The sequence below is a fragment of the Psychrobacter sp. JCM 18902 genome, from assembly GCF_904846615.1.
Classification (GTDB): domain Bacteria; phylum Pseudomonadota; class Gammaproteobacteria; order Pseudomonadales; family Moraxellaceae; genus Psychrobacter.
Genome location: NZ_CAJHBK010000001.1, coordinates 891702 through 905115 on the forward strand (window position 1 = coordinate 891702; position 13414 = coordinate 905115).

The 13414-nt window shown below is 43.7% G+C and carries 11 protein-coding genes; 7 read left to right on the top strand and 4 right to left on the bottom strand.

From position 1 onward, the window contains the following. Positions 1-28 precede the first annotated feature (28 nt). The 6 genes from JMY05_RS03675 (at position 29) to mmsB (ending at position 8374) form a co-directional block, all read left to right on the top strand. Positions 29-2083: a propionate--CoA ligase gene (locus tag JMY05_RS03675; protein ID WP_045446357.1), complete on the top strand. Its 2055-nt coding sequence runs from the start codon at positions 29-31 to the stop codon at positions 2081-2083. A gap of 360 nt (positions 2084-2443) precedes the next feature. Further along, positions 2444-3928 carry a CoA-acylating methylmalonate-semialdehyde dehydrogenase gene (locus JMY05_RS03680; protein WP_201614192.1) on the top strand — a complete coding sequence of 495 codons (1485 nt, stop codon included), beginning with the start codon at positions 2444-2446 and terminating at the stop codon, positions 3926-3928. Between the two features lie 63 nt (positions 3929-3991). Further along, the gene (locus tag JMY05_RS03685; protein WP_045446359.1) at positions 3992-5152 is read left to right on the top strand and encodes an acyl-CoA dehydrogenase family protein; all 1161 of its coding nucleotides are present in this window, start codon (positions 3992-3994) and stop codon (positions 5150-5152) included. A gap of 81 nt (positions 5153-5233) precedes the next feature. After that, complete coding sequence (locus JMY05_RS03690; RefSeq protein ID WP_201614193.1) at positions 5234-6016, top strand: enoyl-CoA hydratase; 783 nt, start codon at positions 5234-5236, stop codon at positions 6014-6016. Positions 6017-6076: 60 nt separating this feature from the next. After that, positions 6077-7306 carry an enoyl-CoA hydratase/isomerase family protein gene (locus JMY05_RS03695; protein WP_201614194.1) on the top strand — a complete coding sequence of 410 codons (1230 nt, stop codon included), beginning with the start codon at positions 6077-6079 and terminating at the stop codon, positions 7304-7306. 123 nt (positions 7307-7429) lie between these two features. Further along, positions 7430-8374, top strand: coding sequence for a 3-hydroxyisobutyrate dehydrogenase (gene mmsB, locus JMY05_RS03700; RefSeq protein ID WP_045446362.1), 945 nt, complete (start codon positions 7430-7432; stop codon positions 8372-8374). A 74-nt stretch (positions 8375-8448) separates the two neighbouring features. Here the strand turns inward: mmsB and JMY05_RS03705 are convergent, their stop codons facing one another. Continuing rightward, entirely contained in the window at positions 8449-9207 is a 759-nt protein-coding gene (locus JMY05_RS03705; RefSeq protein WP_045446365.1) for an IclR family transcriptional regulator, read from the bottom strand. A gap of 627 nt (positions 9208-9834) precedes the next feature. Between JMY05_RS03705 and JMY05_RS03710 the strand changes: the two genes are divergently transcribed. Further along, positions 9835-10737 carry a hypothetical protein gene (locus JMY05_RS03710; protein ID WP_201614196.1) on the top strand — a complete coding sequence of 301 codons (903 nt, stop codon included), beginning with the start codon at positions 9835-9837 and terminating at the stop codon, positions 10735-10737. 120 nt (positions 10738-10857) lie between these two features. Here JMY05_RS03710 and JMY05_RS03715 read toward each other — a convergent pair whose 3' ends face one another. The 3 genes from JMY05_RS03715 to JMY05_RS03725 all read right to left on the bottom strand — a co-directional run bounded on the left by JMY05_RS03715 (position 10858) and on the right by JMY05_RS03725 (position 13054). Further along, the gene (locus JMY05_RS03715) at positions 10858-11661 is read right to left on the bottom strand and encodes a 4'-phosphopantetheinyl transferase superfamily protein (protein ID WP_201614198.1); all 804 of its coding nucleotides are present in this window, start codon (positions 11659-11661) and stop codon (positions 10858-10860) included. 121 nt (positions 11662-11782) lie between these two features. Then, positions 11783-12301 carry a peptidoglycan-associated lipoprotein Pal gene (gene pal / locus JMY05_RS03720; protein ID WP_045446368.1) on the bottom strand — a complete coding sequence of 173 codons (519 nt, stop codon included), beginning with the start codon at positions 12299-12301 and terminating at the stop codon, positions 11783-11785. A 156-nt stretch (positions 12302-12457) separates the two neighbouring features. Then, complete coding sequence (locus tag JMY05_RS03725) at positions 12458-13054, bottom strand: DUF6231 family protein (protein ID WP_045446371.1); 597 nt, start codon at positions 13052-13054, stop codon at positions 12458-12460. Positions 13055-13414 lie beyond the last annotated feature (360 nt).

Consider the following 13414-nt stretch of genomic DNA (forward strand, 5'->3'; position numbering starts at 1 on the left):
CCCATCATTTATGCTAAGGACAGCTATTATGAGCGAGCAAACCGCCACTTCATTGACCAACCAATCGTCAGACCAAGCTCAGACTTCTCAAGCGTCATCTAATACCACTCAAACTTTTGCTGAAATTTATCACTCTTCTATTGAAAATAAAGAGCAGTTTTGGGCTGAGCAAGCAAAGCGTATCTATTGGCATAAAGAGCCTGAACAAATTCTTGATGACAGTAATTTGCCATTTGCGCAGTGGTATGTCGGTGGCGAGACCAATCTTTGCTATAACTGTGTGGATCGCCATCTTGCAGAGCGCGCAGAGCAGGATGCTTTTATCTGGTTATCCTCTGAGATTAACCAAGAGTTAATCGAAACCTTTCCTGCAGTCGTCGATGCGTTTAAAGACTTGGGTAATAACGTTGAGCTTTATACGGACTATACCAAGCGTCGGCTGACCTATAATGACCTATATAAAGAAGTCAATTATTTTGCCGATGTGCTACAGCGTCATGATATTGGCAAGGGCGATCGCGTTGTCATTTACATGCCGATGATTCTAGAAGCCGCTTATGCCATGTTGGCTTGCGCTCGTATCGGTGCCGTACATTCTGTGGTATTTGGTGGCTTTGCGGCGCATAACTTAGCCATTCGCATGGATGATGCCGAAGCAAAAATGGTCATCACGGTGGATGCAGGTCTGCGCGGTGGTAAAGTTATTAATTATAAAAATCTTGTCAATCAAGGGGTCGAGCAAGCAACGGTTAAGCCCGAGCATGTATTGGTCATCAATCGTGGCATTTTACCATTTGAGCCAAAAAATATTGATGTTGATTATGCAACCCAGCGCCGTATCAGCTGTGAAGCCAATGCGATTGTCGAGCCAGTTTGGCTTGAGTCAAATACGCCATCATATTTACTTTATACCTCAGGCACTACGGGTACGCCAAAAGGCGTGCAACGTGATACAGGTGGTCACGCGGTTGCGCTAACGACGTCGATGGACTATATCTACGATGGCAAGGCGGGCGAGACATTTTGGGCGATATCAGATATCGGTTGGGCGGTTGGGCATTCTTACACCATTTACGCACCATTGCTGGCTGGCATGACGAGTGTGATGTATGAAGGTCTACCGCATCGCCCAAACCCCGGTATTTGGTGGCGAATTGTTGAAGCAAACAAGGTCAATATCTTATTCACGGCACCGACGGGTGTTCGTATGCTGAAAAAACAAGATGAGACATGGATGACGCGCTATGATGTCTCCAGCGTAAAATCCTTCTTTTTGGCAGGTGAACCACTGGATGAATCGACAGCCAATTGGCTGACTAAGCATTTAGGTGTGCCAATTTTAGACCATTATTGGCAAACAGAGTCTGGCTGGCCCATCCTCAGTAACACGCCCAAATTCAATCATAAACCGCACAAGCAAGGCTCACCCGGTTATCCCATGTATGGTTATGATGCGCATGTCATTAATGAAGAAACTGGCGAACCTTGTAAAGCTGGCGAAAAAGGACTGCTCGCGATTCGTGCACCATTGCCGCCCGGTTGTCTGACCACGGTATGGCGAAATGACGAACGCTTTGTCAGTAGCTATTTTGGTCTGTTTGATGGCAAGCAATATTCAACCTCAGACTATGCCGTGACTGATGAGGAGGGTTATTTTTATATTTTAGGACGCACTGACGATGTCATCAACGTCGCCGGGCATAGACTGGGCACCCAAGAGATTGAAGAGGCGATCAGTACCCATGCAGAGGTTGCAGAGTGTGCGGTGGTGGGTATTCAAGATGAGCTAAAAGGCGAGCTGCCGATTGCCTTTTGTGTGCTGAGAGATCATGAACAAGTCACGACCACCGAAAATCGTTTCCGTATTGAGCAGCAGGTCATCGGTGCTGTGGTCAAATCCCTCGGTGGTATCGCAAGGCCAGCGGCAATTTATTTCCCGCAAGCGCTACCAAAAACGCGCTCTGGCAAAATCTTACGTCGAGCCATTCGTGCTTTAGCAGAAGGCAACGAAACAGGAGATATGTCAACGCTTGATAATCCAACAGCGATTGACGCGATTAAGCAATCTATGAAAGACTACTAATACGATGGTGTATTAATTGAAAAAAGCCATCTGACGTTAATATTGAAAAAAAGCTCATGCACAATCATGGGCTTTTTTGTTTTTAATTTAAGGCGTTTCCTCATTTTTATCATCACCTAATCGCTTTCGCTCAAACTGAAAATATACCTTACATAAAGTTTTTCTCGTTAACATAAACTCAGATAAAATTTTGACAAAGCGCTTGACCCTAAAAATGGTTTATTGGTATAGTCAATAACGATACGAAATAAATCATTTTATAAATTACGTTTGATCGATAAAAGCTCATCATTTTTTCTCTCTTTTTGAATATTAAGACACCGCTAAAGGGTAGTCTCGCAAACAAGATAAGGATATCTTATGCACCATGTCAAGCAGCTCATCAATGGTCAATTTGTTGATTCTAATACCAGTGAATGGATTGATATCACCGATCCTGCCACGCAAGAAGTAATCGCCAAAGTCCCGCAAACTACAGACGATGAAATTAATCAGGCAGTTGCAGCAGCCAAGGCCGCTTTTCAAACATGGCGCAAAACGCCGATTACCACACGTGCCCGTATCTTTTTAAAGTATCAAGCATTGATACGCGACCACATGGATGAGCTAGCAGAAATACTGACGGCAGAGCAGGGCAAGACCATTGCTGATGCACGTGGTGATGTGTTCCGTGGTTTAGAGGTAGTTGAGCATGCTGCTGGTATTGCCAATTTACAAATTGGTGACTTCGTTGAGAACGTTGCATCAGGCGTTGATACTTATAGTATTTGGCAGCCATTAGGCGTCTGTGCGGGTATCACGCCATTTAACTTCCCAGCGATGATTCCTCTGTGGATGTTCCCAATGGCGATTGCGACGGGTAATACTTTTATCCTAAAACCTTCTGAGCAAGATCCAATGGTCACGATGCGTTTGGTTGAACTGGCAATAGAAGCGGGCGTACCTGAAGGGGTGCTAAACGTCGTACATGGTGGCAAGGCGACCGTTGATGCGATTTGTGATCATCCTGATATCAAAGCAGTTTCTTTCGTGGGTTCGACCAACGTCGGCAAACACGTTTATGAGCGTGCCAGTCAGTCAGGTAAGCGCGCACAGTGTATGATGGGCGCAAAAAACCATGGCGTTATCTTACCCGATGCTAATAAAGAGCAAACGCTGAATCAACTAGCAGGCGCGGCATTTGGTGCTGCTGGTCAACGTTGTATGGCATTGTCAGTTGTGGTGCTAGTGGGCGCTGCGGGTGAGTGGATTGATGATATCAAAGCTAAAGCAGAAGGTTTAATCGTCTCAGCTGGTAAGCATGATAAAGATTTGGGTCCCCTTATTTCTCCTGCCGCAAAAGCGCGTGTTGAGCATTTGATTGGCACAGGCGTAGAGGAAGGGGCGAGTTTGATACTGGATGGTCGTGGTATTACCGTTGAAGGTTATGAACAGGGTAATTTTGTTGGTCCAACTATTTTTGATAATGTCACTGCAGATATGCAAATCTACAAAGAAGAAATCTTTGGACCTGTCCTGTGTATCATGCGTGCCAATAGCTTAGATGAAGCGATTGAGCTGCTCAATGCCAACCCACATGGTAATGGTACGGCTATCTTCACTCAGTCAGGGGCTGCTGCGCATAAATTTCAACAAGATATCCAAGTGGGTCAAATTGGTATTAACTTGCCGATTCCTGTGCCACTACCGATGTTCTCATTCTCAGGCTCACGTGCTAGTAAGCTTGGTGATTTGGGTCCTTATGGTAAGCAAGCAGTGCAGTTTTATACCCAAACTAAGACGGTTACGGCGCGCTGGTTTGATGATGAAGCAAGTCGCGGTGTTAATACGACTATTTCAATTTAATGCTGAATCACCTATATTTGCATTGACGACTTAACACACTCTATTCAGCATAAGGATGACCCCATGGATTTTTCATTAACCGATGACCAAATTGCCTTTCGCCAAACCGCTAGACAGTTTGCCCAAAAAGAGCTAAAGCCCAATGCTGCTGAATGGGATCGTACTTCGCATTTCCCAATTGATGTGATTAAAAAATCAGGCGAGCTTGGCTTTTTAGGGTTATATACCAATCCTGACTATGATGGTTTGGGTCTGCCGCGTTTAGATTCTGCCATGGTGTTTGAGGAGTTAGCATGGGGTGATACGGCTGTTGCTGCTTATATGAGTATTCATAATATGGCTGGCTGGATGATTGGTGAGTTTGGCAGCGACGCTTTGTGCAAAAAATATTTGCCCAATATGGTCAGTGGCGAATGGCTGGGCAGCTATTGTCTAACGGAACCTAATGCCGGTTCTGATGCCGCATCACTGCGTACCAAAGCCGATAAGCAAGGTGAGTATTATATACTGACCGGCGAAAAAACCTTTATTTCAGGCGCAGGCTCAACCGATGTGTTAGTGGTTATGGCTCGTACGGGCGCTGCAGGACCCAAAGGCATCTCAGCATTCGTTGTCGATGCCGATAGTGCTGGTATCGAATACGGCAAAAACGAGCATAAAATGGGCTGGAAAGCACAGCCAACGCGCACCATTAGCTTTAAAGATGTCAAAGTGCCAGTAGAAAACCTCATTGGCGAGGAAGGCCAAGGTTTTCGTATTGCTATGAAAGGCTTAGATGGCGGCCGGATTAATATCGGCATCTGTGCAGTAGGAACAGCGCAAGCGGCGCTTGAGACAGCGACCAATTATGTACAAGAGCGCAGTCAGTTTGGCAGCCCGATTGCTAGCTTACAGTCGGTACAGTTTAAGCTTGCTGATATGCTGACCCAAACCATTACCGCAAGGCAAATGCTCTATTTAGCGGCGAGCAAAGTCGACAATAACGATGTTCAGGCCTCTACTTATTGTGCAATGGCAAAGCGTTTGTCTACTGACTTGTGTTTTGATGTCGCCAACGAAGCCTTACAGCTGCATGGTGGTTATGGCTATCTTAATGAGTATCCGCTTGAGCGTCATGTGCGAGATTTGCGTGTGCATCAGATTTTGGAAGGTACCAATGAGATTATGCGCGTGATTGTCTCGCGTCAGCTCTTACAAGATGATGCGTTAAGTCAGCTGCGTTAACCACTTTATATAAATAGATAGTTTGCCTATTCGAATGTATGGATAACGCAATTTTATAAAAAATTATAACAAGGATATTTCATGACGGATTATGCCAACTTAAAACTATCGATTGATGGTCATACTGCAACGCTAACATTGAACAACCCACCTGCTCATACGTGGATGATGGACAGCCTACAGGCGCTTAAGCAGCTGGTCACTGATCTCAATGCCAATGATGAGGTATATGCGTTAATCGTCCATGGCGATGGCGAGAAGTTCTTTTCAGCAGGTGCCGATTTAAATAATTTTGCAGATGGTGATAAAGGTCGCGCGATCAGTATGGCGATAGCTTTTGGTGAAGCATTTGAAGCGCTGTCAGCCTATCGCGGCGTAAGCATCGCTGTCATCAATGGTTATGCGATGGGTGGTGGTCTTGAGTGCGCACTCGCTTGTGATATCCGTATCGCAGAAGCGCATGCGCAAATGGCATTGCCTGAGACTGGCGTTGGTTTGTTACCTTGTGCTGGCGGTACGCAAAATCTAACGGCTTTGGTAGGTGAAGGCTGGGCAAAGCGCATGATATTGTGCGGCGAGCGCGTCGATGCCGAGACAGCCTTGCGTATTGGTTTAGTCGAAGAAGTTGCTATAAAAGGTGAGGGATTACAAACAGCACAAGCCTTGGCACAAAAAGTCGCTAAACAATCACCAGTTGCGGTCAGTTATTCCAAAACACTTATCCAAGCGGCAAGACATACTCCGCCTGCACAAAACCTTATCCATGAGCGTGAAGCCTTTGTTAAATTATTTGATACCAAAGATCAGCGCGAAGGTGTGCAAGCATTTTTAGAGAAGCGTAAGCCCGTTTGGAAAAATAAATAAACGCCATAAAATCAAACTTAATGATACTATTTTTTCTTTTAATATTTGTAGGTCACCTTTATGACAACAGCTATAGAAGGCAAACCAGAAGCGCCTGTACTATTCAGCACCGAGCCGACAGATTGTGGTCACCTGATTGGAATAATGACGTTAAACACACCCAAATCACTTAATGCCCTTAGCGTTGAGATGTGTCAGTTATTAGCCCAGCAGCTAGAGCAGTGGCAAAATGACGATCGGATAGTAGCATTGCTATTAAAAGGCGCAGGCGATAAGGCATTTTGTGCTGGCGGTGATATTCGTAAGCTTTATGACAGTATGTCTAGTGATGCACCGCTACCGAATCCTTATGCGACAGAATTTTTTGGTCATGAATATCGTCTTTATCGGAAAATGCACTTTTATTCCAAACCACTAATACTCTGGGGTGACGGCATTATTATGGGTGGCGGCATGGGCTTGATGGCAGGCTGTAGTCACCGCTTGGTCACAGAGCGCACTCGCTTTGCCATGCCTGAGATTAATATTGGCTTATTTCCTGATGCCTCTGGCAGTTGGTTCTTACGGCGTATGCCCGCCAAAACAGGTTTGTTTTTAGGACTAACGGGTGCGATGTGTAATGGCAGTGATGCGCTATTAGCCAATCTTGCAGAGTATGCTGTCGCCAGTAGTGACTATGATGGCGTCATACAAAGTTTAAAACAGAGCGATTGGCAAGTTGCCGCTAGTAGTATGGATAAATGCGATAACAATAGCGCTCATAGTATCGTTAGCCGTGTGCTTGCAGCGCAACCAATTGTCGAGTTGCCTGCTAGTAAATTGGCAATCCATTGGCAATCTATTCAGCAGTTGATGAACAGCGGCGGACTGGGTGATATCGATGCTTTATTACAAAGTGATGCAGCACTCGAAAAAATAGATATAGAGTTTGCAAATGATAGCTGGACGCAGCGAGCAGTAGATACTTATCGCCATGGCTGCCCAGTGACTGCTGCTTTAACTTATGCGCTTTATTATAAAGTCACTGACTTATCGCTAGAGCAAGTTCTGTATTTAGAAGCCAATGTAGCCGTACATTGTGTTGCCAATCCTGACTTTAAAGAAGGCGTACGTGCGCTACTGATTGATAAAGATCGTAATCCACAGTGGTCACGCTCACTAGCAGACTGCTTGAGTAGCGAAGGGCAGGCGTACATACAGCAGCACTTTGTGAATCCTTATGCTAAAGATGAGCATCCGTTAGGCGATTGGTTGGGTGATGAGGCTCTAGGCAGTCAGTCTGTGCGTTAAAAATTGAATTTATCAATTCAATATAGACATCAAATTAAAATTACACTCAATTAAATAGTTTACAGCTATATGTGTAGCAACGCCTGCGCGTATGATTAATACTAACCATCAAGGAATGATGAGATGAATACAAAGGATGTAAATGCCACCGATAACGATACTACTAAGCCAAATATTGCTTTTATCGGACTTGGTAATATGGGTGCACCAATGGCTGAAAACTTGCTAAAAGCAGGTTATGCGCTATCGGTCTATGATTTATCTGCAGAGGCAACCGCGCGCTTGCAGCAAGCAGGTGCCAGTGTAGCAGACAGTCCTAAAGATGCTGCACGTCATGCGCAAGTCGTTATCAGTATGTTGCCTGCTGGCAAGCACGTCCATTCAGTCTATCTAGGAAATAATGGCGCTGACGGTCTGCTTGCAGCGTTACCGAAAGGTACATTAGTCATTGATAGTAGTACCATTGCAGCGGCTGATGCAAGGAAGGTCGCAGAGGCAGCAAGTAAGCTTGGGATAGACTTCTTAGATGCGCCAGTCTCTGGTGGTACGGGTGGTGCTATCGCTGGTACGTTAACTTTTATTGTCGGTGGCAGCACTAATGCCTTTGCCAAAGCTGAGCCGATACTGGCTGTGATAGGCAAAAACATCTTCCATGCAGGCGAGCATGGCGCAGGACAAGTGGCAAAAATCTGCAATAACATGCTGTTAGGTATTCTGATGGCAGGAACAGCAGAGGCGATTAACTTAGGCGTCAAAAACGGTCTGGACCCAAAAGTGCTATCGGATATCATGCTACAAAGCTCAGGTCGTAATTGGACGCTAGAGGTCTATAACCCTTATCCGCAAGTGATGGAAAATGTCCCTTCTAGTAATGGCTATCAAGGCGGATTTATGAGTAAGCTCATGCAAAAGGATCTTAACCTTGCCATGCAGACCGCTGAAGATACTCATGTAGAGACGCCAATGGGCGCTAAAGCGACAGAGCTATATGAAGCGCATGCAATTGACAATGGCGACAAAGATTTTTCGAGCATTATGGCGCGACATGACAGCTCAGTATTGACTTAAATTATCAAAGTACCTATGAAAAAGGTCTGCATTATTATCTTAATGCAGACCTTTTTTTGCTTATATTGCATCATCTAGCTGGGTAGGTCATAGACGAGCGACTGAATATCTTTCGCTGCTTTTTGCAGTCGTGGGACATGGGTTAAGAGATCATCTAAAGACACTCGTATGGTCGGTGCATGAAGATACAGCGAGGCAAGGTAGCGCGACTTTCTATCCCGTATCGGTACGGCGATTGCCACCATCTCAGAGATAAACTCTTCATTATCGATACCAATACCTGTTTCAGCGATACGATCAAGCTCAGCGTTTAGCGCATCGATATCGGTAATCGTATTTTTGGTAAACTTATCCAATGACAGGTTTTGCAGTATTTTGTCGCGGCTTGTGCGCGGCAACTGGCTTAAATACAGCTTGCCAGTCGCAGTACACCACATGGGCGACTTTGCGCCCACTGGCAAATAAATCTGTATCGGCAAGGTCGTATTTGCACGGTTGGTATAGATCATGTTCATCTGATAAGGCACACCGATCCCGCAGGTCTCTTTTAGCTCATCAACCAGCTTTTGCAAAATCATTTGTCGCTCATTAAAGAACAATCGCTGCTGCCAAAGCTCAACACCCAAGTTGCGTACCCGCTTGCCCGGTATAATGCCGCCGCCAATATCCACAGTCACAAACCCTTCATCGAGCAGATTTTGAATCAATCGATGAATGGTCGGCTTTGGAATATCAAGCTCTTGCGATAGCTCAAGTGGCGAGAGCGGTTTTGAGGCATAGGACACCGCCTCGATAATCTCTAACACACGGGTAATCGACGATACTTTAGGCATATGAGTGGCTCAATAAGAATAAAAAGAATACAGTAGGAAATACAACAAGGCATTAACAGATAAAAGTAAATACGCAGCCTTGCGACACATTTTCCCTAACCTCTAATTTAGCATAATATCAAGCCTAGACAAGATCTAGTTACTTTATATGCCAATACTAAATGTATCAATACTAACGTCACACAGTCATGCAATATTGAAAACTGATACTAATACTTTTTTCTGAAAAGTTTTCTAAAAGCAATAATTACTACACCATCTCACAAAATACAACAAACTGTAGTAATAAGCTATATAACTGTCATTGAGTTAAATAAAGAGGTAGGTCATTATAATGACATATTTTGTAATATCCTTACATGAAGATTAAGCTAACCAATATTCATGTTTGCGCTGCTGAGTTACTTTAAGAGCATTGTGTAACAGAAAGTCGAAGTTTTGCGGATTGGTGTAGTAATTATTACAATATCTATGCAATCTTTACATAACGGCAAATAAAAAGCGCTCCTAGAGGGGTGACTTTTCCGGCCAAAATTGTTTTAATCTGCTCAACAAAATGATCGATTTAAAAAAAGCTAAATTGTCATTTTTTATGGGCGACTTATTCCAAACTTTAGGAGAGTATTTATGAGACTTATTAAATTAACAGCAATTTCTGCTGCCGTTTTAGCGTCAACTGCTGCACTAGCTGCTGAACCTGTTATCGTTGTTGATGGTAACGATGCAGTTGTTTACGAAGCTGAGCCTGTTGCTGTTGCATACGAAGCTGAGCCTGTTGCTGTTGCATATGAAGCTGAGCCTGTTGCTTATGCATACAATGCTGACGCTGGTATCGTTCGCAACACTACTGGTGCTGTTGTTGGTGGTACTAAGACTTTCTTCCAAACTGCTATCAACCCAGCTTCTGTTAGCGCTGAAGTTGGTACACTAGGTTATGGTGCTAACATCGGTTGGTCACTAAATGAGAAAACTGAACTACAAGCTGGTTGGGCAGGTGGCGATGTTGCTGACCTATTCGGCGGTGACTTTGACGCAAACGACGTAAACTATGACGTTGATGCTGACTTCAGCAACCCATACCTAGGTGTGCAATTACGCCCTACTGGTAACTGGTTCACAATGGGTGCTGGTATCATCGTACCTGACAACGATATCGATGTAACTGCTAACGCTGAAGGTAGTTTCTTCAAACTTGATGGCATTCAATATAATGCTGCTCAAACAGGTGCATTGCAAGGTACTATGGAACATCGTAACAAGTTAGCGCCTTATGGTACTATCGGTTTCCGTCCTAACATCGGTAACAACTGGGGTGTGTTTGGTGAAATCGGTGCAGCCTATATGGGTAGCACTGATGCTACTGTAACTTCAAGTAATCCAAATGCTGACGTTAACTATACAGATGCAAACGGCGATACTCAAACAATCAAAGGTAGTGAAGTTGCTAAGATTGCTGAGCGTGAGCTAGAAGACAAAGATTGGTTAGAGTGGATGCCAATTGTTAAGCTTGGTGCAACTTACCGTTTCTAATCTAATCACAGTTTAAGTACTGTTATTAGAAGAAGAGTAAGAAAAAACGATCCTTTTTGGGGTCGTTTTTTTTTGTCTGTGGAAGGGTAGTTGTTAGAATAAATTATATGTATAAATAATCTAGAAAATAACGATGGTTTGTTGCGCTGACAATACCGCGATACGGTAATCGGACTTAATGTCTGCTATGACCATTAAAGATGACGGTTCTCTAATGGCATAAACTAAATCAGCAATCAGGTAGGAGTAATCTATTCCTAACCCTTGTGCCAGTTTGTATTGATGAATTTTGATAAAACTTTCTTTTATTTGCCACAGTAATTTAGCGATAATCTCACGCTGAAGTGGTGATAGTGCTTGTAAATCAGCCATTTCATGCTCAGAATAAAACCGCTGTGCTACGTGCCATGCTACATGATTGATTTCAATATCAATACCAATGGGACGGTGACGACTAATGACCACTGTTACTTTACTGTTCAATGATGTATCGATTGTCTGAACAGTATTTTGATTAATATCATGGTGATTCTTGCTGCCTGTATGACTAAAGCATACGTAATATTCACTGCTGCTAAGCCGATACGGGAAATTTGACTCATCCAAAGTATCGCACAACTTTAGCTCATCCAGTAATTGTTGTAGCAATAATCGAACGCCTTTGCGTTGTAGGCGACGTTGATGCTGCGCCATTTCACGTGTTGATAAACTTACTGGTGACAGGCAGTAATGCCAATTAAGCTCGTAAAATTTCTGAAAATCTACTTGTGATATATTGTTAGCGGATGACCACAGTAATTCATCCCACAGTCTTTTAAGGTTGAGGAATGAACGCTCGCTCACTTGTGCAGTGGCGCACCACGTTACAGGATCGAGCTGGGTATATTGGACATGGGTCAGGTTTAAGATAGAGCTTGGCATCATTGATTACATCTATTGGAGTCGTTTGCTTAGTAACATGCAAAAAGCCCAGCGATATATTATTGCTGAGCTTTCAATTATAAAATATGTTGTGCTTTATCGACTGTGATTGGTTTTACTGATGTTAGTAAGACAATTCAGCACGGCGATTTAGTGCATAAGCTTCTTCAGTATTACCAGCGGCAGCAGGGCGCTCTTCACCATAGCTGATGATGCGGATATTGTTTACTGCGACGCCTTGAGTAGCAAGGTAATCACGTGCTGCTGCAGCACGGCGCTCACCTAGTGCCATGTTGTATTCACGGCTACCGCGATCATCAGTATTACCTGCGATAACAACGCTGGCTGCTGGATTTGAGTTGAGCAAGCTGGCATGTTGATTAAGAATACTCGCTGCTTGTGAAGTGATTTCACTGCTATCAAAAGCAAAGTAAACAACCGCCTGTATGTTTTCTGCGCCCATAATAACCGCGCTTGAGTTATCTACGATGACTGCGCCAGTGTATCCAACTTGACCACCTGGGATACCTAGTGGGGCAACCACGACTTCAGAAGTAGCACGTTTGGTCGCACAACCTGTGGTTAGTGCCACAGCGCTTGATAATACAGCGAGGGCTGCGATCTTAGAAAAACTGGTTGACATAATGAGCTCCTAAAATTTTAATTAATTAAAATTGTTTTTTTTGAACTGCTTACGATAAAACTTAGGCAATTGCTATCTATCATATACTAAATGTTACTTTATGTAAGTAGTATTACTGTAAATAATGCTAGAATTTACAGATAGATATGAGATCCACTACCAGCGGTGCTTGCCCCAATTTTCAGGATTGGCCCAATAATCCGCATTTAACCAATTTGGCAGCTGTTTATAATCATATAAATTGAACTGCCAAAGTCTGGCGGACGCTGATGACTTTGCAGATGAAGGCTGCTCTGTTTGGTCAGTAGTATTCATCTCTAAAGATGGCTCATTCAAGATATCAAAGGGGGTAAAACCATAAGCTTTTAGATCTAGGGTGTCATCAAGGGCGATGAGCAGGTGTGCCGCATAAAGATCTCGATAGCGCATGAGCAGCGGAATATACTGCTGCAGCAACTCTGGTGAGAGTGTGGGTAACCAAAAACAGGCGAGCTCATAACGTTCAGGCAATTGTCGTTGATTGAGCTCTAATAGTGTCGATATTTGTGGTGAGCGGGTATTTTTTAGCAATGTCTTTAATGCTAACCGCGCATTTTGGTCTGGGACGACCCACAGCAACTCAGTGTTATTATCAGTAGATTCAATGGTTGTGGATGCGTTCGCTGGTATGGTTAGTGAGGGCAAAAGAGCCTCAACGTAATCTATCAATAATGGTAACGTAATGTCTGAGCGACTGGCAGTTTGCTTTATCATATAATAGGCCGTTTATCGAGTGTTGGTCATCAGTGACCCTATTAAATCATTTTAATCGCGATTATCCAATGGGTGATTGATGCTGATTATGCCGCTCTTTGGATATATCGACTCTCTCATTACCATCGCATTTTGATAAGTGTCATGGACGATGAACATAATAAAATTGGGGTATGCTCTTGAAATTTGGCAGTTTAGGTCAATGTAGCAAGATACCATTATCATGTTAATGGTCATAAAATTATGCTAACTGATGACCTGCCTTAACCTAAATTATCCCGCTTTTTACCGTATATATTTTTTGCCACAAATAATAATAGGAATACCCATGTCTATTGCTGAAACTGATGCTCAAATTAT

Coding starts and splice junctions, on each gene's coding strand:
- JMY05_RS03710 (WP_201614196.1), top strand. CDS start 9,835: ATGAGACTTATTAAATTAACAGCAATTTCTGCTGCCGTTTTAGCGTCA.
- JMY05_RS03695 (WP_201614194.1), top strand. CDS start 6,077: ATGACAACAGCTATAGAAGGCAAACCAGAAGCGCCTGTACTATTCAGC.
- JMY05_RS03680 (WP_201614192.1), top strand. CDS start 2,444: ATGCACCATGTCAAGCAGCTCATCAATGGTCAATTTGTTGATTCTAAT.
- mmsB (WP_045446362.1), top strand. CDS start 7,430: ATGAATACAAAGGATGTAAATGCCACCGATAACGATACTACTAAGCCA.
- JMY05_RS03685 (WP_045446359.1), top strand. CDS start 3,992: ATGGATTTTTCATTAACCGATGACCAAATTGCCTTTCGCCAAACCGCT.
- JMY05_RS03705 (WP_045446365.1), bottom strand. CDS start 9,207: ATGCCTAAAGTATCGTCGATTACCCGTGTGTTAGAGATTATCGAGGCG.
- pal (WP_045446368.1), bottom strand. CDS start 12,301: ATGTCAACCAGTTTTTCTAAGATCGCAGCCCTCGCTGTATTATCAAGC.
- JMY05_RS03715 (WP_201614198.1), bottom strand. CDS start 11,661: ATGATGCCAAGCTCTATCTTAAACCTGACCCATGTCCAATATACCCAG.
- JMY05_RS03690 (WP_201614193.1), top strand. CDS start 5,234: ATGACGGATTATGCCAACTTAAAACTATCGATTGATGGTCATACTGCA.
- JMY05_RS03675 (WP_045446357.1), top strand. CDS start 29: ATGAGCGAGCAAACCGCCACTTCATTGACCAACCAATCGTCAGACCAA.
- JMY05_RS03725 (WP_045446371.1), bottom strand. CDS start 13,054: ATGATAAAGCAAACTGCCAGTCGCTCAGACATTACGTTACCATTATTG.